This window comes from Microbacterium sp. LMI12-1-1.1 (assembly GCF_040676455.1).
Classification (GTDB): domain Bacteria; phylum Actinomycetota; class Actinomycetes; order Actinomycetales; family Microbacteriaceae; genus Microbacterium.
Map to the genome: position 1 here is coordinate 1,097,465 of NZ_JBEGIA010000001.1, position 19,696 is coordinate 1,117,160.

Annotated in this window: 15 protein-coding genes; 7 read left to right on the forward strand and 8 right to left on the reverse strand. The window is 66.5% G+C overall.

The genetic code is table 11. The features are described 5' to 3' along the window. Positions 1–55 precede the first annotated feature (55 nt). Complete coding sequence (locus MRBLMI12_RS05315; protein WP_363354517.1) at positions 56–1,654, reverse strand: ABC transporter substrate-binding protein; 1,599 nt, start codon at positions 1,652–1,654, stop codon at positions 56–58. Between the two features lie 126 nt (positions 1,655–1,780). Between MRBLMI12_RS05315 and MRBLMI12_RS05320 the strand changes: the two genes are divergently transcribed. Beyond that, the gene (locus MRBLMI12_RS05320) at positions 1,781–2,692 is read left to right on the forward strand and encodes a LysR family transcriptional regulator (protein WP_363354519.1); all 912 of its coding nucleotides are present in this window, start codon (positions 1,781–1,783) and stop codon (positions 2,690–2,692) included. Positions 2,693–2,818: 126 nt separating this feature from the next. Next, positions 2,819–4,645: a hypothetical protein gene (locus MRBLMI12_RS05325; RefSeq protein WP_363354521.1), complete on the forward strand. Its 1,827-nt coding sequence runs from the start codon at positions 2,819–2,821 to the stop codon at positions 4,643–4,645. A gap of 147 nt (positions 4,646–4,792) precedes the next feature. On the opposite strand, the gene MRBLMI12_RS05330 is transcribed toward MRBLMI12_RS05325, so the two are convergent. Continuing rightward, positions 4,793–6,262: an NAD-dependent succinate-semialdehyde dehydrogenase gene (locus MRBLMI12_RS05330; protein WP_363355740.1), complete on the reverse strand. Its 1,470-nt coding sequence runs from the start codon at positions 6,260–6,262 to the stop codon at positions 4,793–4,795. Between the two features lie 272 nt (positions 6,263–6,534). Between MRBLMI12_RS05330 and MRBLMI12_RS05335 the strand changes: the two genes are divergently transcribed. From MRBLMI12_RS05335 to MRBLMI12_RS05350, 4 genes are all read left to right on the forward strand, one after another. Next, on the forward strand, positions 6,535–7,641 hold the full coding sequence (locus MRBLMI12_RS05335) for a zinc-binding dehydrogenase (protein ID WP_363355742.1): 1,107 nt from the start codon (positions 6,535–6,537) through the stop codon (positions 7,639–7,641). Continuing rightward, on the forward strand, positions 7,638–8,486 hold the full coding sequence (locus MRBLMI12_RS05340; protein WP_363354523.1) for an alpha/beta fold hydrolase: 849 nt from the start codon (positions 7,638–7,640) through the stop codon (positions 8,484–8,486). The genes MRBLMI12_RS05335 and MRBLMI12_RS05340 overlap by 4 nt, the downstream gene beginning before the upstream one ends. Positions 8,487–8,488: 2 nt before the next feature. Next, positions 8,489–9,328: an alpha/beta fold hydrolase gene (locus MRBLMI12_RS05345; protein ID WP_363354525.1), complete on the forward strand. Its 840-nt coding sequence runs from the start codon at positions 8,489–8,491 to the stop codon at positions 9,326–9,328. A 104-nt stretch (positions 9,329–9,432) separates the two neighbouring features. Further along, a complete protein-coding gene (locus MRBLMI12_RS05350) occupies positions 9,433–10,842 on the forward strand; it encodes an MFS transporter (RefSeq protein WP_363354527.1) in 1,410 nt (469 codons plus the stop codon). A gap of 491 nt (positions 10,843–11,333) precedes the next feature. Here MRBLMI12_RS05350 and MRBLMI12_RS05355 read toward each other — a convergent pair whose 3' ends face one another. The 6 genes from MRBLMI12_RS05355 to MRBLMI12_RS05380 form a co-directional block, all read right to left on the reverse strand. After that, a complete protein-coding gene (locus tag MRBLMI12_RS05355; protein WP_363354529.1) occupies positions 11,334–12,596 on the reverse strand; it encodes an alpha/beta hydrolase family esterase in 1,263 nt (420 codons plus the stop codon). A gap of 190 nt (positions 12,597–12,786) precedes the next feature. Continuing rightward, positions 12,787–13,926, reverse strand: coding sequence for an ABC transporter substrate-binding protein (locus MRBLMI12_RS05360; protein ID WP_363354531.1), 1,140 nt, complete (start codon positions 13,924–13,926; stop codon positions 12,787–12,789). Between the two features lie 140 nt (positions 13,927–14,066). Further along, entirely contained in the window at positions 14,067–15,164 is a 1,098-nt protein-coding gene (locus tag MRBLMI12_RS05365) for a branched-chain amino acid ABC transporter permease (RefSeq protein ID WP_363354533.1), read from the reverse strand. A gap of 62 nt (positions 15,165–15,226) precedes the next feature. Next, positions 15,227–16,105: a branched-chain amino acid ABC transporter permease gene (locus tag MRBLMI12_RS05370; RefSeq protein ID WP_363354535.1), complete on the reverse strand. Its 879-nt coding sequence runs from the start codon at positions 16,103–16,105 to the stop codon at positions 15,227–15,229. Next, a complete protein-coding gene (locus MRBLMI12_RS05375) occupies positions 16,105–16,851 on the reverse strand; it encodes an ABC transporter ATP-binding protein (protein WP_363354537.1) in 747 nt (248 codons plus the stop codon). The genes MRBLMI12_RS05370 and MRBLMI12_RS05375 overlap by 1 nt, the downstream gene beginning before the upstream one ends. Next, the gene (locus MRBLMI12_RS05380) at positions 16,848–17,612 is read right to left on the reverse strand and encodes an ABC transporter ATP-binding protein (RefSeq protein WP_363354539.1); all 765 of its coding nucleotides are present in this window, start codon (positions 17,610–17,612) and stop codon (positions 16,848–16,850) included. The genes MRBLMI12_RS05375 and MRBLMI12_RS05380 overlap by 4 nt, the downstream gene beginning before the upstream one ends. A 290-nt stretch (positions 17,613–17,902) precedes the next feature. Here MRBLMI12_RS05380 and MRBLMI12_RS05385 point away from each other — a divergent pair, with 290 nt between their 5' ends. Then, entirely contained in the window at positions 17,903–19,588 is a 1,686-nt protein-coding gene (locus tag MRBLMI12_RS05385; protein ID WP_363354541.1) for a helix-turn-helix domain-containing protein, read from the forward strand. Positions 19,589–19,696: the final 108 nt, after the last annotated feature.

Sequence of the window (19,696 nt, forward strand, 5' to 3'; positions counted from 1 at the left end):
GGCGTCGGGTGGCCCGCTGTGCGGACCACCCGACCTGAGCGGGTGCGGCAGACGGTCAGCTGGCCGGGCGGATGGGAGCGAAGAATGTCGTGAACGGGTAGTTCTCGTTGAAATCCGCCACTTCGAGCCCCTTCGGCACGACGCTAACCGCCTGCGCGTCGTAGAGGAAGACACCCGGCGCCTGGTCGACGAGCAAGTCCATCGCCTCCTCGTACTTGGCCTGGGCCGCTTCGCGGTCGCTGCCGGTGAGGGTGCCCGCCTCCTCGACGAGGGCGTCGTATTCTGGGTTGTTCCAGTAGCTGAGGTTGAAGAAGGGCGTCTCGCTCGAGTGGAACAGTGAGTAGAGGTTGTCGGCACCGGCATCGCTGTAGGTCGGCCAGTAGTAGACGACGAAGATGTCCTGCGCGGTGGCCGGGTCGGCCTTCGCGTTCTCCCACTGCTGGTTGAACAGTTCGGCGCGCACATCGAGGGTCACGCCGATCTTGGCGAACGCGTCCTTGATGAGCGGCACGAATCGCGCCTCGGCCGGATTCTCGGAGGCGTAGGTGAGAGTGAGGTTGATCCCGTCGGCATGGCCGGCCTCGGCGAGCAGCGCCTCGGCCTTGTCGAGGTCCTGGCTGTACTGCGGCACGTCCTCGGAGTAAGGGAAGATGCCCTTCGGCACCGGACCGTGCGCCTGTGTGCCGTATCCGGCGCCGCCGACCTCGATGATGTCCTCGTAGGGCACGGCGTAGCTGAGCGCCTGCCGCACCTTCGGGTCATCGAGGGGCGGCCGGGTGGTGTTGAAGAACGCGAGGAAGTTGAACGGCGAGTTCGCCGTCGTCACTTCGGTGCCGAGATCTGACGCGACCGTGTCGACGTTCTCGAAAGGCAGGTTGGTCGCGAGGTCGACCTCGCCCGAGGTCAGCATCTGCTGTGCGGTGACCGCGTCGGGCGTGATCGCGATGTCGACGATGTCGTAGGTCGGTGCCGCCTCGTCATTCCAGTAGTCGTCGTAGGCTTCGAGCACGACCTTCTCGCCGGGGGTGTACGACTTGACGGTGTAGGGCCCGGTGCCGGCGTCGATGCCCGCCTCGAAGTACTGCTCGTCGTCGGCGGATGCCTCGAGCGCCTTCGGCGAGACGATCCAGGCGCCGTAGGTGGAGGCGGCGACGAGGTCCATCGGCGCCGAGTAGGCCAGGCGCATGACCACGGTCGTGTCATCGGGCGCTTCGATGGACTCGAGGGGTGCCCAGATGAAGGATGCCCCGGAGTGGTCCTGCGCGGCTTCGATGCTCGCCTTGACGGCTTCTGCGTCGACGGGCTCGCCGTCATGGAACGTGGCGCCTTCGCGGATCGTGAACGTCCAGGTGAGACCATCCGCGCTTGTCTCCCAGGACTCGGCGATGCCCGGCGTGAACTCCTCGTCGGCACCCTCAGCGTTCTTCCACAGAAGAGGCTCGTAGACGTTGCCGAGGTAGAGCGCCTCGGTCGAGAAGGAGCGCACCGGATCCCACGTGGTGACCGCCGCCGACGCGGCCACGCTGAGCACGGAGGCGCTCGATGCGTCGCCGTCCGCGCCGCCGGCGGTGCAGCCGGCGAGGCCGAGTGCGCCGACGGCGCCGACGGCGAGAACTGAGAGTGCGCGAGGTGCTCGCGCTCGGGTGACTGCCATGTCTGCCTCCTGCTGTGGGATCGCCGCCATCGGGATCTTCAGCGACGAAGTTGGGCCAGTCTATGGACGTCAAGCGATAACACGCCAATACTTAGTTTCGGTCAGTCCGATACCCCGGAGGCATCAATGGATCTTCGTCTACTGCGCTATTTCCTCGCCGTCTGCGCGACGGGCACCCTGCACGGCGCGGCCGCCGTTGTCCACGTCGCCCAGCCATCGCTGAGCCGGCAGATCCGGCGCCTCGAGCAGGATCTCGGCTTCGCTCTCTTCGATCGCTCGGCTCGCGGGCTCTCGCTGACCGCCGCCGGCCGGGCGTTCCTCCCGGTCGCCGAGGATCTCCTCAGGCGCGCGACCCAGGCGACCGCCACCGCCCGCTCGATCGCGCGCGGGACGGTGTCGGATCTCACGGTGGTGGCCGCGCCGACCACCGTGGCCGACGTGATCTCTCCATTCATCGTGCATGCCGGCGCCGAGGGGATCATCGGCAATGCGATCGAGGTGATGCCTGAGCACGTCTACAGCGCTATCGAGCACGGTGATGCCGACTTCGCCGTCGGTACCCGCATCCCGCCCGCCGAGCTGCGTTCGATGGTGCTCGGGCATGCCTATCTTTGGGCACAGATGCCGGCGTGGCATCCGTTCGCGAGCCGCCCGACCGTCTCCATCGCCGAGCTCGTCAAGGAACCGCTCATCGTGATGAGCCGCGCACACGGGGTGCGTCAGATGTTGGACTCAGCCGCCGCGCGAGCCGGACTCGCGTTCACGGCGTCCGTCGAGACCACCTCCCCAGTGTTGGCCCAGGCACTCGCCGCGGCAGGTCGCGGCATTTGCGTGCTCTCCGACGATCCGCACTACGACCTCGTCGCCGTGCCCATCTCGACTCCGGGTGGAGAGCTGATCATCACCCTGTTCGGCGTGTGGGACGAGCTGCACTACGCGAGCGCGCACATCGCCGCCTGCCTCGACGAACTAAGCGAATTCAACGCCGAGCTCTACCCGCAGACGATCAAGTTCGGAGTTGACGGTTCGGTCGGCTGACCGGGCGTAGGCCGCGCCCGGCAATACCTGCCGAGCATCGCGGAGGGACCGAACGGGTCGTGGACCGATCGTCGCGGGGACGTTCACACTGGCGTTCACCCATCTCAACGGGTCAAAGGAGATTCCGTGCGTCGTTCCCTCTCGCTCTTGCTGTGCGGTGCCCTCGCGGCAGCCGCGCTCACCGCTCTCGGCGCCGCACCGGCGTCGACCGCCACCGCGGCACCGGCGTCGAAACCGATCGCCACCGTGCCCGGTGACCCCCTCGCTGGCTCCGGTTCGGTGACCCGCTCGGCCCTCACCGCCGACCAGCTCGCCTCGAACACAGCGCCGACGGCGACCGTCGCGAACGATGCATTCGCGCTGCCCGCCGCGGCGGCGAGGCCGCACCACATCTTCGAGGGCACCCTGACCTTGAACGGGGTTGCCACCCCGGGAGGCTTCACAACAGTCAAGGACCCGTACGGCTACGCGTCGATCGCCGCACTCAAGCACCTGCCGCCGTTCTCGGTGCAGCTGGTGCAGAACGGCAGCCACCTCGTGCCGGTCGTGCGGGGCGTGCAGTACACCGATAGCCCTTACTGGAACCTCGCGGTCGGAGCCGGCCGAGTCTGGAGCGAGAAGGGCGACCGCGGCCAGACTCGCGCTGCCCTCCCCTTCGCGCTGATCGAACGCAACGCGAACTGCGTGCACAACGGCGTCCTCACCTTCCTTTTCAAGAACAAGACCGTCTCGAACGTTCGATACCAGATCACGAGCGAGACGTGCCAGTACTTCCAGTTCGACCTATGGGGGCAGGTGAACGCCAGCTACACGCCCGGCGGCATCGCAGGGGCGAAAGAGATCCGCAACGCGTACGCGGCCGAGGTCGCCGACCGTTTGCCGACGAAGCCGATCTCGGCCCTCGCCACGGACCACCCGGGCTCCGGCCTCGATCTGTCGGCGTTCGGCCGCGGGATGACACCGAGCGCGCTCAGCACCCTTGGGTTCGTCTACAGCGGTGTGAACTATGTGGGCAGTTGTCCCACCAGGCAAGGCGAATACCCCTTCTGCGAGCAGATGCTGCTGCCCTCGTACTCCACCGCGAAGTCGGCATTCGGCGGAATGGCCCTCCTGCGTCTCGCCCAGAAGTACGGTCCCGAGGTCGCCGACGAACTGGTGAAGGATCATGTCGCCGAGGCATCCGGTTCGGCCTGGGACGGCGTCACTATCGACCACACGCTGGATATGGCGACCGGCAACTACGCCTCGGCCGCCTACCAGGCTGACGAGGGTGGCCCGACGATGTCCGCGTTCCTTGGCGCCGAGACGTACGTCGACAAGATGACAGCGGCGCTTTCGTTCCCCCATCAGGCGGCACCCGGCACCGTCTGGACGTACCACACGTCCGATACCTTCTTGGCGACCCGGGCGATGGATGACGTGCTGAAGGACCGCGCCGGGGCCAGCGCTGAGATCTTCGCGATGCTGCGCGACGAGGTGCTGAAGCCGGCGAAGGTGGGGCCCGACTCGCTCACCACGCTGCGCACCGGCAACGATCCGGCCGGGGCTCCCTGGGGTGGCTACGGCATGTTCTGGACGCAGGACGACATCGCCAAGGTCGCAACACTCCTCACCGTCGACGGCGGCGCCGCGGGTGGCAACCAAGTCCTCCACCCTGGGCTTCTCAGCGCGACGTTGCAGGAAGACCCCGAGGATCGTGGCGTCACGACCAGCGGTGCGATCCCGTTCCACTACAACAACGGGTTCTGGGCCCAGGACTTCAGCAGCGCAGACAACCCGTCATTCACATCATCGTTCTCGGTGCCGTTCATGTCCGGTTTCGGCGGGATCACGGTCGCACTCATGCCGAACGGCTCGAGCTACTACGTTTTCAGCGACAACAACGAATTCGCCTGGCGCAGCGTGATCGCGGAGTCGAACAAGCTTGCCCCGATGTCGGGCGGCGGCAGCTAACCGCGGAGATCTGCTCGGCAACGGCCCGCGGGCCGGCACGGCGACCCCGTGCCGGCCCGCGGGGCCTTCTTCTGGCGCTGTCAGCGGCGACCGCGAATCGAGCGGCCCCGGCATGTCCCGCACGGAGTTCTTGGCACGGATATCGCGTCAGAACGGGTTGGGTGTGAGGGTGTACTTCGTCTGCAGGTACTCGTGGATGCCCTCGGCGCCACCCTCGCGGCCCAGGCCCGACATCTTCCAGCCGCCGAACGGCGCGGCGGCGTTGGAGACGACGCCCATGTTCAGGCCCATCATGCCGGTCTCGAGGCGCTCGATCATGCGCTGCCCGCGGGCGAGGCTCTCGGTGAAGACGTACGAGACGAGACCGTACTCGGTGTCGTTCGCGAGGCGCACGGCGTCGTCCTCGGTGTCGAACGGGATGATGGCGAGCACCGGTCCGAAGATCTCCTCGCGGAGGATGTCGGATCCCGGCTGCACGTCGGTGACGACGGTCGGCTCGTAGAACGTCCCCGGCCCGTCGATCTCGTTGCCGCCGGTGGCGACCTTCGCACCGCGCGAGACGGCATCCTGCACCAGCTGCGACGCCTTGGCGACCGCACGGTCATCGATCAGCGGGCCGATGGTCACGCCCTCCTCAGTGCCGCGGCCGATCGTGAAGCCATTCACCCGCTCGGTCACCCGCCGCGCGAACTCGTCGGCGACCGAGCGGTGCACGATGAACCGGTTCGCCGCGGTGCAGGCCTGGCCGATGTTGCGGAACTTCGCAAGCATCGCGCCGTCCACCGCCTTGTCGAGATCGGCGTCGTCGAAAACCACGAACGGCGCATTGCCGCCGAGCTCCATCGACGTGCGCAGCACGCCCTGGGCGGCCTGCTCGAGCAGCCGCTGACCGACCTGCGTCGACCCGGTGAACGAGAGCTTGCGCAGGCGCGGATCGCGGATGATCGGCTCCGACACGGCGGAGGACGATGTGGTCGCGACGACGTTCACCACGCCCGCGGGCACTCCCGCGTCCTCGAGCAACCTTGCGAAGTACAGGGTCGTCAGCGGCGTGAGCGCCGCGGGCTTGATCACCACGGTGCAGCCGGCGGCGAGCGCCGGCGCGATCTTGCGGGTCGCCATCGCCAGCGGGAAGTTCCACGGCGTGATCAGGAAGCACGGACCCACCGGATGCTGCGACACGATCATGCGACCGGTGCCCTCGGGGTTCGCGCCATAGCGGCCCTGCACCCGCGCCGTCTCCTCGCTGAACCAGCGCAGGAACTCACCGCCATACGCGACCTCGCCGCGCGCCTCCGCCAACGGCTTGCCCATCTCGATCGTCATCAGCAGCGCGAAGTCCTCCTTGCGCTCCTGCAGCAGATCGAACGCACGACGCAGGATCTCAGCCCGCTCGCGCGCCGGCGTCGCCGCCCACCCGGGGAACGCCTCGACCGCCGCATCGAGCGCGGCCTTGCCGTCCTCGGGCGACGCGTTGGCGATCTCCTTCACGACCTCGCCGCTGGCGGGGTCGTAGACCTTCAGCGTCCTGTCGCCGGAGGCCGCGCGCCACTGCCCGCCGATGAACAGCCCGTCGGGCACGGACGCCAGCAGCTCGGACTCACGGGTTTCGGTGATCGTCGTGGTCACGGGGACTCCCTTGTCGTCTCACGGACGCCGCAGCTCACGGCATCCGTTCTGTCGATGTCTACCGGGCGAACTCTGCCCGCCGCCGCCGAAGCGGCGCACAGACGCGATGCAGAGCTCGCGTCCTGAGCCAGACTGATGCCTTTCTTCCGTTCCCGCAGTGTGGTCGGTGCACATAAATCCACGAATAGGTGGTTGCGATCTACATTCCGCAGGTGTCGCGGTCCGTGCAGACTCATTTCAGCGCAAGGAGGCGGAAGTCAATGAGGATACGTGGAGCGGTGTTGACCACATCGTCCAGCACAGCACCCTATAGGGAATCGATGCCGATCGTGGTGGAAGAGCTCGAGCTCGACCGTCCGGGTCCCTGTGAAGTGCTCGTGCAGATCGAGGCGGCGGGCGTCTGCCATTCGGACCTTTCAGTAGTCAACGGCAGTCGCCCCCGGCCACTCCCGATGCTGCTCGGGCATGAGGCGGCTGGGCGGGTTCTGGCCTCGGGAGATGATGAAGGAAATGATCTGATCGGACGCCGTGTCGTCATGGCGTTCCTTCCGAGGTGCGGCGAGTGCCGTGCCTGTGCCACGGAGGGACGACTGCCCTGCGAGCGTGGCTCAGCCACGAACGGTGCCGGCAGCCTTCTTTCAGGCGCCCGGAGGATCTCACTCGATGGCCGTGAGGTCGCACATCACCTCGGAGTGTCCGGCTTCGCAACGCACGCGGTAGTCGATCGCCGATCGCTCGTCCCTGTCGGTGACGACGTACCGCCCGACATCGCCGCATTGCTGGGGTGTGCCGTGCTGACCGGCGGCGGTGCGGTGTTGAACGCCGCTCGACCCGAGGCCGGGCAGACGGTTGCCGTCGTGGGCCTGGGCGGCGTGGGAATGGCCGCGCTGCTCGTGGCACGCTGTATCCCGGACGTCCGAGTGATCGGCGTCGACCCGGTCCACGAGAAGCGCCTCAAAGCGTCCGAGCTCGGAGCGGACGAGGTCTTCGACCCCACAGAAGCCGTCGGTTCGGTGAAGGCCGACGCAGTGATCGAGGCGGCCGGGTCCGCGGCGGCCTTCGAGACGGCAGTGTCGATCACGGCGATCGGAGGGCGCACGGTCTCCGTGGGCCTGCCTGCGAGCGATGCCCGAGCTGCGATCTCTCCGCTCGCGCTGGTCGCGGAAGCGAGAGAGATCGTCGGCAGCTACCTCGGCTCCGCGGTGCCTTCACGGGACATCCCGCGCTTCGAGCAGCTGTGGCGCGACGGGCGGCTGCCGCTGCAGCAGCTGATCTCGGCCCGCATCGGTCTCGACGACGTCAACCACGCAATGGACGAGCTCGCCAGTGGGCACGCCATCCGACAGCTGATCGAGTTCCCGCGATGAGCGTGCGTGAGCTGACACAGATCCGCGTTCGCACGCCTGACGATGCCGTGTTGCACCTCGAGGGGTCACGGACCGGCCGGGCCGTGCTGCTCCTCCATGGTCTCGGCTATGCGTCGTGGGCCGCCCAACAGTTGCGACTAGCCTTCGACGACGAACTCGCACTGTGGTCTCTCGATAACCGCGGTACCGGCCGCTCCACCCGTGGCCGGGAGGACTTTTCGATCGAGCTGCTCGCCCAGGATGCAGCCTTGGCGATCGAAGCGCTGGGTCGTCCGTCCATCGTGGTGGGTTACTCGATGGGTGGGTACATCGCACAGCTGCTCGCCCTTTCACGGCCGGACCTCGTCACACAACTCGTACTGCTCGGCACGAGCCCTGGTGGCCCGAGGGCTGTGCCCGTTCCCGCCCAGACTCTCAAGGTCTGGCTGGACGCGGCCGACCAGACACCCGAGCAGTATGCCCGGCGTACGATGCCGCTGTCGTTCAGAGATGGGTGGCCACAGTCGCACCCCGACGAGTACGAGGCCGTCATTCAGGCTCGTCTGACCTACCCGACGTCGAGAGAGATCTGGCGCGAGCAGTACCAGGCGTGCGAACGGTTCCTGCAAACGGGGGCTCGGACGGCGGAACTCTCCGTCCCGACGCTGGTGATCCACGGCGGCGCGGACCGGGTGCTGCCGCCTGCGAACGGTCGCGCGATCGCCCGCATGCTCCCTGTAGCGCGGTACCGAGAACTGCCGGGTGCCGGGCACCTGCTTCACCTCGAAGAGCCGGACACCGTCGCAGCAGAGGTCCGCCGCTTCGTCTCACCTCCCGTTCACAGCCACGGCAATACAAAGGAGTAACCATGCCCAACCTCGAAGTGGAACCCGGTGTGAACCTCGCCTACGAGGATCGCGGATCAGGCAAGCCGATCGTGTTCGTACACGGATGGGCTGGCAGCGGGGATGTCTGGGACTATCAGGTTCTCGACCTTGCGCCGTCCTACCGATGCATCACCGTCGACCTGCGTGGACACGGCGCCTCGGACAAACCGTGGGGGGACTATGACTACGATCTGTTCGTCCGCGACCTCGACGCCCTCATCGTCGGGCTTGACCTGACCGACGTCACGATCGTCGGCTGGTCGATGGGCGGCCATATTGCCCTGAAGTATGCCCACATGCACCCGCAGCGCGTCGGACGGCTCGTGATCACCGGAAGCGGACCTCGCTTCTGGCAGGCGCCCGATGCCCCCTTCGGAACGCCGCCGGACCAAGTGGAAGGCCTCATCGACGCCATCCGATTGGCGCGGACGGAGACCATTGCCGGGCTGTACGCCAACAACTTCCACCGAACAGACCTGAAAGCAACCGAAGACCTCTTCATCCAGATCGGCTTGAAGGTGCCCGCGTTCGTCGGCGTCACCAGCTTCCAATCACTCATCGATGTGGACATGCGACCGCACCTGCCTGCCATCGAACTACCCGTCGCCATCTTCACCGGACGACATGACCTGATCTGGGACCCGCGATGGTCCGAGTACGCATCCCGACTTCTTCCGAACGCCTCATTGACGTACTTCGAGAACAGCGGTCACGTCGCCTTCATCGAGAACCGGGCGGAATGGAACGCGGCGCTCGTCGACGTCATCGAAGGGTGGGCGCCCGCCTCATCCCTCGGAGCCTCGCAGAACATCGCGGTCTGACGCTGCGAGCCCATCCAGCGCCGAACGCATCCGCGAGCGCCGGCGGAAACAGACACGAACGCGATCTCTGACGGATCGCCCACAACTACAAGGAGGTAGTCGCCATGACAACCAACAATTCGCCTTCCAGATCGCTGGGGAACACCGCGTCCCCGCAAGCTCCGGGGTCGCCTCCCGCCCGCAGCGGCCTGCGCCGGGTCGTCACGGCTTCGATGGCCGGCACCGTCGTCGAGTGGTACGAGTTCTTCCTCTACGCCACCGCGGCGACGCTCGTCTTCAACAAGATCATGTTCCCGCCGTCGGACGACCCGTATGCGCCGATCATCGCGGCGCTGGGGACCTACGCGGTCGGGTTCATCGCCCGCCCGCTCGGCGGCATCGTGTTCGGCCATTTCGGCGACAAGTACGGACGCAAGAAGCTCCTGCAGCTCGCCATCATCCTGGTCGGCGTCGCCACGTTCCTGATGGGATGCCTTCCCACGTACGACCAGATCGGCTATTGGGCCGTCGGGCTCCTGCTCGTCCTGCGCTTCGCCCAGGGCTTCGCCGTCGGCGGCGAGTGGGGCGGCGCCGTACTGCTGGTCGCCGAGCACTCGCCCGACAAGACGCGCGGCTTCTGGGCGTCATTCCCGCAGGCCGCCGTCCCGATCGGAAACCTGGTCGCCACACTCGTCCTGCTGGTCCTCAGCCGCACCCTCACCGAGGAGCAGTTCCTCGCGTGGGGCTGGCGGATCGGGTTCTGGCTGTCGGTCGTGATCGTCGCCGTCGGCTACTACATCCGCACGAAGATCACCGACGCGCCGATCTTCCTCGAGGTGCAGAAGGAGATCGAGGACTCCAAGCAGACCCGGTACGGCGTGCTCGAAGTGCTGAAGCGCTACCCCCGCGGCGTCTTCACCGCGATGGGCCTGCGCTTCGCCGAGAACATCATGTACTACCTGGTGGTGACGTTCTCAATCACGTATCTGAGCGTCGCAGTCGAGGTGAACACGGCAGAGATCCTGGGGCTTCTGGCCCTGGCCCACGTCGTGCACATGATCGTCATCCCGCTGATCGGCGGACTGGCCGATCGCATCGGCCGCAAGCCCACCTACCTGATCGGGGTGCTCGGCGCGGCGGCGTGGGGGTTCATCGCCTTCCCGCTCTTCGACACGAAGAACCCGTTGGTCATCGTGTGCGCGATCTCGCTGGGCCTGTTCATCCACGCCTTCATGTACGCGCCGCAGCCGGCGATCATGTCCGAGATGTTCCCGACCCGGATGCGGTACTCGGGCGTCTCACTCGGCTACCAGGTGACCTCGATCGTGGCCGGCTCGCTCGCTCCGATCATCGCAGTGGCGCTGCTCTCGCAGTTCGACTCCTATGTGCCGGTCGCGATCTACCTGACGATCGCCGCCGGAGTCTCGCTCGTCGCGGTGGTCTCGCTGCGTGAGACCAAGGGCTCATCGCTGCACGAGCTCGACCGCGTCGACCAGGAGAAGCGGGCCGCCGATCGAGTGACCACTGGCGCCTGACCCGGCGACATACGGAACGCCCCGCCACGTGTGGCGGGGCGTTCCTGCGTTCGCCCGGTGACCGTGCCGGAGCGTCACCGGGCCGGGCGTCCGGGCAGCAGATTCGCCGGCGTCCGGCGCGCCAGCATCCGCGCTGTCGGCGACCGCGCCATATGACTCAAGCGAAGGGCAGACCTGCCGGCACGGCAAGCTGTCGGATGAGTCCGCGCCGGTCTGCTGCGCCGCGTCTATCGCTCCTCGCTTTCCCTGGCGGATCAGGCAACGACGGATTCCCGGCACCGCTCGGCGGATGCCACGTGCGATTTCGTCTCCAGGAAGCTGGGGCTTTCGTGCCGAACGCGCTGGCTGGACTGGCAGCCCGCATGCGTTTGCACCGTCGCGCGGCTGAGGGCCGGGGTTCACGGTCCGGACGGATATCGACCGGCCCAGTGAACCCCGGCCCTCATGTGTGGAGACCGGCTCGACCGCTTCGCAAGCGGACGAGTGTCGATCTAGTTACAGCTGTAGACCACCGTCCATGATCCGGACGACTGCTGTCGAAGGGTGGTCACCGTGGAGTCCCCCAGCCCCATGTACGCCAACGAACCCTTCGCGTAGTACGTCGTGTACGGGGCGAAGCCGTAGCTCAGCGCCCGGCCGGCCGCCTGATGCGCTGCGTTAGACGCGGCGATGCAAGACGATTCCGTCGGCGTCGGGGTCGGCGTCGGCGTCGGGGTCGGCGTTGGAACGGGAGTCGGGCCGGGCGTCGAGGCCCCGCCGACGCGGCGGTTGTTCTCGAAGAAGAACTTCGTCACATAGGCGGGGTAGTCGATGCTATTGCCTGCGATGTAGGTGCCGTTCGTGCCCGTGCCGGCAGGCCAGTTGTGGCCGAGACCCGTGTTCTGGATGACAGATACTCGTGGCCCGGTCCCATCGCTGTAAAGCGTGCCACTGCCGGCCGTATTCGTGCCTGCGAGGCCGCTGAGCGAGAACGTCGACGAGGTCTCTGCGCCGTAGATACCGGCCATGATCTGTGCGTTCAGGGTGTTGTACCCGGCCGCCACCGTCGCATCGTTGCTTCCGTAGACCACGGAGGTGAGTTGCGTCTGGAACGCGGCCGAGTTGTCACCGGCGAAGCGCTGACAGGTGTCCGTTGCGGTCGTCTTGCTGGTGCTGACCCACGAATACCCGCTTGCGGTGGTGCCGATGGTGGGACCGGCGTTGATTCCGACGCCGGCGAACACCTGCGGGAACAGGCACCCGACGACCATCGACTCCGCGCCTCCGGATGACAGCCCGCTGACATATGTCTGGTCGGGGTCGATTGCAAGTGACCCGCGGGACTGCAGCGTCTGAGCGAGCGCGAGCACATTGTCATCATGGCGTGACGGGTTCGTCGAGCTGTGGCTGGTGTCGTAGTAGTCCCAGCAGCCGAGGTACACGCCTCCGTTGGGTGCGTCGGGCAGCGCCACGACCATTCCGTACTCGTCGGCGACGTCGGTCCAGTTCCCGTCCTGCTGCAGGTCCTGCGCCTTCTGCTGACAGCCGTGCAGTGAGATCATCAGGGCCCGTCCGCTTTCGAGGGCAGGCGGCGTGGCGGGAGTGTAGACGCGAACCGACATGCCCGCGATCGTCTCGGTCGTCCATGCTCCGGACGCGGCGCGTGCCGGTGGCGCCAGCCACATGCAGGCGAGGACGACTGCGATGGTGAGCGCAGCGATCAGCGCGGTGCGGCCAATCGAGTGGTGCAACGCACCGGTGGTTGCTGACTTCATGAGATTCTCCTTCGACGACGTTGTCTTGGGCGAGAAGCGTGCAGTTGCCCGCTGCGCTGCTCAGCTGTGAGGTGGATCGCTGGCGCGGGACCAGGGCATGTCGTAGACGGGTGCGCGCTGTTCAGCGACCTGCTACGTGGACAGGTGTGCCGGGGCAGCTGACCCCTCAGGTTCAGCTGCCCCGGTCCATTCAGTTCGCCGGAGTTCCTCCCTCTGCCACGGGCGGGAAGTCGGCGTCGATCGCCTCAACGTCGCCATCCATGACGCGATAGGTCGCGCCGACGTAGTCCTGTACACCGTCTTCGACTACTTGGATACCGGCCGCCGGATAGGCCTCGTGGGAGTCCTTCGAGAACGCCAGTGGGACGATACCGTTGCCGGTGAGGTCACCTGACGTCAGTGCCTCCAGCAGCGACTCACGTGTGGGGTTCTCCCCCGCCGCCTCCAACGCTTCGGCGAACAGGTACGCCATGCTCATGCCGTAGATGGTGTTGCCGTCGAAGACGGCTCCATTGTTGTACTCGTCGTTGATCGTGCTGAACAGCTCGACCCAGTCAGAGGTGATGCCGGGCATGTAGTTGGCGCTGACGAAGCCGTCCAGAAGCTGTGGAGCGGCATCCTTGAGCAGACCCGACAGGGTGACGTAGTCGGCACCGACGGACGTGGCGAACCACATCGGCGACCAACCCAGCTGTGCGGCGGTGCCGATGGCGAGGGCCGAGAACCCGGGGATCGTACCGAGCATCACGATCTCGCAGCCTGCTGTCTTGAGAGCACCGATCTGCGCCGACACATCGGGATTGGACACGGCGTAGCGTTCGACCGCGACGAGCCCGTCATCCCCGAGTACGTGTTCCGCCCCCTCGATGAATTCGGTGCCGAAGTCGTCGTCCTGACCGAACAGGCAGACCTTCTTGCCAGGGTGCTCATCGGTGGCGTACTGCGCGAGCGCGGCGCCCTCGACGATGTAGCTGGCGTTGAACGAGAACGTGTACGGGTACTTCTCGGGCTGGTTCCAGTCGGAGGCGCCGGACGCGACGAACAGGTCGGGCACCTTGTTCTGGTTCAGGAATTCGAGGACGGACAGGTGCGTCGGAGTCCCGAGCCCGTTGACGATGGCGAAGACGTTGTCCTCTTGAACGAGCTCTCGCACGACGGTCTGCGTGTTGGACGGGTTGTAGCCGTCGTCCTTGACGATGTAGTCGATGGACCGCCCATGAACTCCGCCGTTGTCGTTGAGGTACTCGAAGTACGCGGTTGCGGCGGCCGAGATTCCGGCGTAGCCGGCTGCGGCGGGGCCTGTGAGCGGAGTGTGGGTGCCGATCGTCACGGTGTCTTCTGTGACACCGGGGACATCAGCACCCTCCGATGGTGCGGCGGCGGGGGTGCTGCACGCCGCCAGCGTGACGAGTAGCGCAGCAGCGCCGGCTGCGGCTGTGATGCGGTGGAGGTGTGATCGATGTTTCATAGTCATTGCTTTCTCTCTTGGTGTGCGGACGGGACGTTCGGGGTGGCGAGTTCAAGCACCGGCTCGGGGGCATCCGACGACCCACCCGCTGCGGTGGAATCCGGCTGGGGGCGCGCTGGTTTGGCTGCTCGACCATCAAGTCGGGATCCCTTGCGGAAGCGGATGCCGGCCAGACCGCGCGGTGCTGTTGCCATCACGATGATGAGGAGAAGGCCGAAGAGCAGGACCGGCAGATTTCCGGAGAGCCGCTGGGCGAGTTCCGCGGGCAATGCCTCGGTTGTCAGGGTGACCGCCCATGGCAGCAGGACGATGAGCGCGGATCCGATCGCCGCACCGCCGATGCTGCCGAGTCCGCCGATGACGGCGGCGACGACCAGGAGCAGCGAGAATGCCAGGGTGTACGCACCGGGGCTGACCGCTTGCGTGATGAAGCACGCCAGTGCACCGCCGGCGCCGGCCGTGACGGAAGACGCGACGAAAGCGATCACCTTGATGCGACCGGTGCGGATTCCCGAGAGCCGAGCGGCTGTCTCATCGTCCCGAGTGGCACGCATATGCAGCCCGACGCCGCTCTGGGCCAGGGATGCCAGTGCGGTCACGACCACTCCGGCGACCAGGATCGCGACCCACGCCTGCCACTGTTCCATCGCGATGAGCGTCGCGAGCATCGGCGGCACGCTGTCGTACGCGATCTGAAGGCCGGCATCCCCGTTGAACACCTCGGAGAAAAACGTCGTCACGGGTGCGATCGCGATGGTGATCGCCAGCGTCAGCCCTGCCAGGTAGGGCCCGCGCAGACGAGCGGCCGCCAGTCCCAGCAGCAGCCCGAGAAGGCCTGAGGTGACGATGCCGCCCATCATCGCGAGGAGGAATCTGGCCAGGCCGTCGACTCCCACGTCAGTGAGTGCATTCGCAGTCAGTGCGTAGCCGTATCCGCCGACGGCCATCATCGCGGCCTGTCCCAGTGAAAGCTGTCCGCTGCTGCCGACGAGCACCGTGAGGCCTGCGACGGCGCAGAACGTGGCGGCGATGGTCGCGAGCTGGAAGTTTCGGTAGGGGTCGAGCAGGAACGTCACGCCTATCGCGAGGATGGTGAGCAAGGCCCCCCAGAGGATGATTCGACCGGACGCGGCGGTGGCCCTGGAGGATCGGGGTCGACGGGTCATGCGCTGCGCACCTCTCGCATCGAGAAGATTCCACCGGGCCGCACCAGCAGCACGGCCAACAGGAGAACGAGCAAGCCGATCGGCGCCAGCGTCGCGGCGAGGTAGCCGCTGACGAGCGTGATCACGACTCCGACGGTCAAGCCTGCGGCAAGCGCTCCCAAGGGGGAATCCAGGCCGCCGATCACGGCGACGGCGAAGCCGTACACGAGCAGCATGTCTGTCGCGTGGGGATTCAAGCCCAGTTCGGTCGGCACCAGCAAGAAGGCTGCGAGCGATGCGACTGCCGAGGAGAGCATCCAGCCGATGGTCACCATGCGCGGTACCCGCACTCCCAGCAGGCGCGACACCTCGGGCGCGAATGCGGCAGCCCGCAGCTGTAATCCGATAGACGTGAACCGGAAGAGGAGGGCGAGCGCGACCATCGTGACAGCAGCGACGGTGAGGACGAAGATGTCATACGGAGAGAGGAGCGGCGTTTCGCCGATCATCAGAGGACTGTCGTCGAACGGTGCCTGCATCGGCCGATACTGAGGCCCGAAGAGGATCCCGAGCAGCGACTGCAGCACCATCACGATCCCGATCGCGACGATGATCCCGGCGAGGTGATCATGAGCGGGAACGAGTCTCATCACCCCGCGTTCGACGCCGACTCCGATCAGCGCGCCGGCGACCAGCGCCGCGACGAGCCCCGCCCAGTACGATCCCGTCGCGGCAGTGACGGTGAAAGCGACGTAAGAGGCGACGAGCGCCTGCGCTCCCTGAGCGAAGTTGATGATCCGCGCAGCTCGCCAGATGAGCACGAGCGAGAGTGCGAAGAGTGAGAAGACGGCGCCCCGGGCGAGCCCGGTGGCGAGGAGGAAGATCAGCTGGTCCATCAGAATCCGAGGTAGGCGTGTCGAAGGGTGGAATCGCGTAGAAGTTCCGGTGATGGCGCGTCGGCCACGACCCGGCCGAGATCGAGGAGAACTCCCCGATCGGCAATCGAGAGCGCGCTGGTCACGTTCTGCTCCGCGAGGAGGACGGTGAGGCCGCGATCAGCGGCGATGTCCCGCAGGGCTCCGAAGATCTTGGCGATCGTGAGCGGGGCGAGTCCGAGCGATGGCTCGTCCAACGCGAGCACCAGAGGTTCGGTGATCAGGGCGCGGCCCAGTGCCAGCATCTGGCGCTCACCGCCGGAGAGCTGGTGACCGGCGCTGCTGCGTCGACGCGCGAGCGGCTCGAACAGCTCGTAGATGGCCTCGATCGCACGCTCTCTCGCCGATCCTCGGTGCCGCCACAAGGAACCCAGCCGGAGATTCTCCTCGACGGTGAGCTCTGCCACGACGCTCTGCCCCTCCGGCACGAGGGCCACTCCTCGTCGAGCACGTTCCTCGGTGACCAGGTCCGTGAGGTTCGTGCCGTCCAGGCGGATGCTCCCGGAACGTGACGGCATCAGACCCGCGAGAGTGCGCAGCAGAGTGGTTTTTCCCGCTCCATTGGCGCCCAGCAGCGCGACGATCTCACCAGGCTGCAGGGCGAAGCTGACGTCATGCAGCACGGGTGTGCCTCCGTATCCGGCGGTCAGCGCCTCGATCGACAGCGCACCGGCGACGGTTCGCGTTCCCGCTGGCCCGCCACTCATGCGACAGCCTTCACGCCGAGGTAGGCTTCCTCGACCCGCGGATCGACCCGGATCTGGTCCGGCGTGCCACGCGCGATGCACCGACCGAAGTCCAGCACGACGATCTGGTCGGCCGCGTTCATCACGAAGTCGACATGATGCTCCACCAGCAGGATCGAGCATCCTCCAGCAGCGACCGCCTGAATGATGCCGGCGAGATCGGCGATGTCGTCGGCGCCGAGTCCGCCGGCGGGTTCGTCCAGCAGGAGCAGACGCGGATCCGTCACCAGCGCGCGTGCCAGCGCGACACGCTTTCGATCCGGATAGGAAAGCGCTGAAACCGGGACGTCCGCCATGCCGGTCAGGTCGAGCGAGTCGAGCTGCGCTGCCACGCGGATGTCCGCGGCTCGAACGGTCGCGATCGGCGCCAGCACGTTCTCCCAGACGGTCAACCCGGCGAACAGACCCAGCCCCTGCAATGTTCTTGCCAAGCCGCGACCGGTCAGATCAGCGGTTCGTCTCGGCGCTGCGAGGCCGTCGATGGCGATGCGTCCCTGTCGACTGACCAGTCCGCACACGGCGTTGAACACCGTGGTCTTGCCTGCGCCGTTCGGCCCGATAAGTGCCACCACTTCGCCAGGATGGACGTCGAAGGAGACGTCGTCCACAGCAGTCAGGCCGCCGAATCGTACGGTCAGCCCGCTGACCGCCAGCCGGGGCTGCGCTCCTTGCTGGCCATCACGGGGCCGGTCCCGTGACCGTCGTCCGCCAAGTATCTTCATCGATCCTGCCTTCGCTTGTTTGTCGGCGCCGGACGCCGCACGAGGTCCGCATGCAGACGAACACAACGAAAGGCCCACGCCGACACCGGTGTCGGGCTGATCTCCCCGACTGTGTGAAGGAAGCGCCTCGCCCTGGCTCACGGAAGGTCGTCGCAGCGTCCTTCCCTCGCGTTTCGCTTCCTCGCGTCGCATTGAGTTTGGCCTGCGTCATCAAGAAGCGGGATGTGTAAACCAGCCATTCCTTCGACAGAAGATGTGCATTCGACACACTTGAGCGCGAGAATGCCGATATGACCCCGGCGCAATCGACCATCGCGGCAACTCTTACCGACATCGCCCGAGACATCTCGACTCTTCGCGATCCAGAGCTGCTTCTGTCCTCGATCGTGCGCCGAGCACGCCTGTTGCTCAACACAGACATCGCGTATCTCAGCCTCAACGATTCCGAGCGCGCCGAGACATTCATCCGGACGACAGACGGGGTACGCACCGAGTCCTACGCCGCGATCCGCATGCCCTTGGGCACGGGCGTGCTGGGCCTGGCGGCCGGCGGAGTGATCGCGGAGACACCTGACTACCTGCCTGACGAGGGCAAGACGCACTTGCCCGACATCGACCACGTCGTCGTCGAAGAGGGAGTCCGCGCGATCCTCGGTGCGCCGCTTCGCATCGCCGGCAAGGTGGTCGGTGCGCTCATGACCGCGAACCGGACACCCGGCGCATTCACACCGGCGCAGCGCGAACACCTGGAGCGGATTGCGAGCCTCGCCGCAGCGGCGGTTGAACTCGTCGGCGCGAAAGAGAACGAGAGAACGGCCCAGCTGATCGCCCAGAAGGCGACCGATGAGCTCAGTGAGGCATTGGCCGCCGAACGTGTGCGCAGTGAGCTGGAGGTCCGACTTGCCGGGGAGCTCGCCGAGCATCGCGGCCTCGACGAGCTCCTCGCCGTCGCCGGATCCTTGACGGGGACGCAGCTGCGCGTCGTGGATTCCACAGGTCGTGAGCTCGCCCACTCATCTCAGACCGGTGACGATGAGGCCGCTGCCGGCACAGATCGAGGGGACGGCCTGCATGAAGAACAAGCGCCCCTCATCGGCGACGCCGGACCCGGCTTCATCATCGTCACTCGCGCAGCACCACCCGAGATACCCGATGTGGTCGCCGCAACCGTCGCACGCTACGCGAGCATCGCCCTGCTCTACGACAGGACGATCGATGACGTGCGCCACTTCCACGAGAACGAACTCGTGAGCGCACTCGTCTCCCCGCTCGATCCGGAGCGACCGACACTCTCCTCGACGATGGTGCAGCGCGCACTCGGCACGGACCGCGAAACCAGCATCGCGGTCCTGGTGCCTTCTGATCCGGACGACGCAAGCCGACGCCGCCTTCTCGGGCGCGTCCGCCAACTCACCAGAAGCGGACACACCATCGTGGCCGGGTACCTTGGCCGCGTCGTGATCGTGGCGCGGAGCCCGGAAGCCGCCCTCAGGATCAGGGTCACCGCACTCATCCAGGACCTCCCGTGCTTCGGGGGCATCGCCAGCTCACCGGAACTGGCAAAAGTGCCGGGCGCCTACGCCGAGGCGGCCGCAATCGCCTCAGCCATGCGAGCTATGGGCGCCCCCGGCGCCATCGCGGGCGCCGCGGAGGCGGGAGTCGCCGGACTCCTGCTGAGGGACGGGGACCCGGCAACTGCCCACCGCTACCTCACCGCGCATCTCGGTCCGCTTCTCGACCAACCACGAGGAGAGATTCTGCTGGGAACCGCGCTTGCCTACCTCGACGCGCATGGATCGATCAACGACACCGCCGAGCTCCTGCGTATCCACCCGAACACCGTGCGACAGCGGATCGAACGGATCGACACCGAGCTCAACCCGACCTGGCGGCGTGGACCACACCGCCTGGACACTCACGTCGCGTTGCGCCTCTGGCGGCTCAACAGCGCAGCCAGTAGTCAAACCGACAGGTGACGCGAATTCACGCGCGAACAATCGGGACAGTCTGATCTAGCAACGTCCTCGTGCAGGCGTCGTCGTTGAATTGGACCAGTCATCGGCCATCGGCGAGCGAGCTGGGAC

What these genes read in the sequence shown, in the direction of transcription:
- MRBLMI12_RS05315 (WP_363354517.1), bottom strand. Translation starts at nt 1,654, where the DNA reads ATGGCAGTCACCCGAGCGCGAGCACCTCGCGCACTCTCAGTTCTCGCC.
- MRBLMI12_RS05320 (WP_363354519.1), top strand. Translation starts at nt 1,781, where the DNA reads ATGGATCTTCGTCTACTGCGCTATTTCCTCGCCGTCTGCGCGACGGGC.
- MRBLMI12_RS05335 (WP_363355742.1), top strand. Translation starts at nt 6,535, where the DNA reads ATGAGGATACGTGGAGCGGTGTTGACCACATCGTCCAGCACAGCACCC.
- MRBLMI12_RS05340 (WP_363354523.1), top strand. Translation starts at nt 7,638, where the DNA reads ATGAGCGTGCGTGAGCTGACACAGATCCGCGTTCGCACGCCTGACGAT.
- MRBLMI12_RS05345 (WP_363354525.1), top strand. Translation starts at nt 8,489, where the DNA reads ATGCCCAACCTCGAAGTGGAACCCGGTGTGAACCTCGCCTACGAGGAT.
- MRBLMI12_RS05350 (WP_363354527.1), top strand. Translation starts at nt 9,433, where the DNA reads ATGACAACCAACAATTCGCCTTCCAGATCGCTGGGGAACACCGCGTCC.
- MRBLMI12_RS05355 (WP_363354529.1), bottom strand. Translation starts at nt 12,596, where the DNA reads ATGAAGTCAGCAACCACCGGTGCGTTGCACCACTCGATTGGCCGCACC.
- MRBLMI12_RS05370 (WP_363354535.1), bottom strand. Translation starts at nt 16,105, where the DNA reads ATGGACCAGCTGATCTTCCTCCTCGCCACCGGGCTCGCCCGGGGCGCC.
- MRBLMI12_RS05375 (WP_363354537.1), bottom strand. Translation starts at nt 16,851, where the DNA reads ATGAGTGGCGGGCCAGCGGGAACGCGAACCGTCGCCGGTGCGCTGTCG.
- MRBLMI12_RS05380 (WP_363354539.1), bottom strand. Translation starts at nt 17,612, where the DNA reads ATGAAGATACTTGGCGGACGACGGTCACGGGACCGGCCCCGTGATGGC.
- MRBLMI12_RS05385 (WP_363354541.1), top strand. Translation starts at nt 17,903, where the DNA reads ATGACCCCGGCGCAATCGACCATCGCGGCAACTCTTACCGACATCGCC.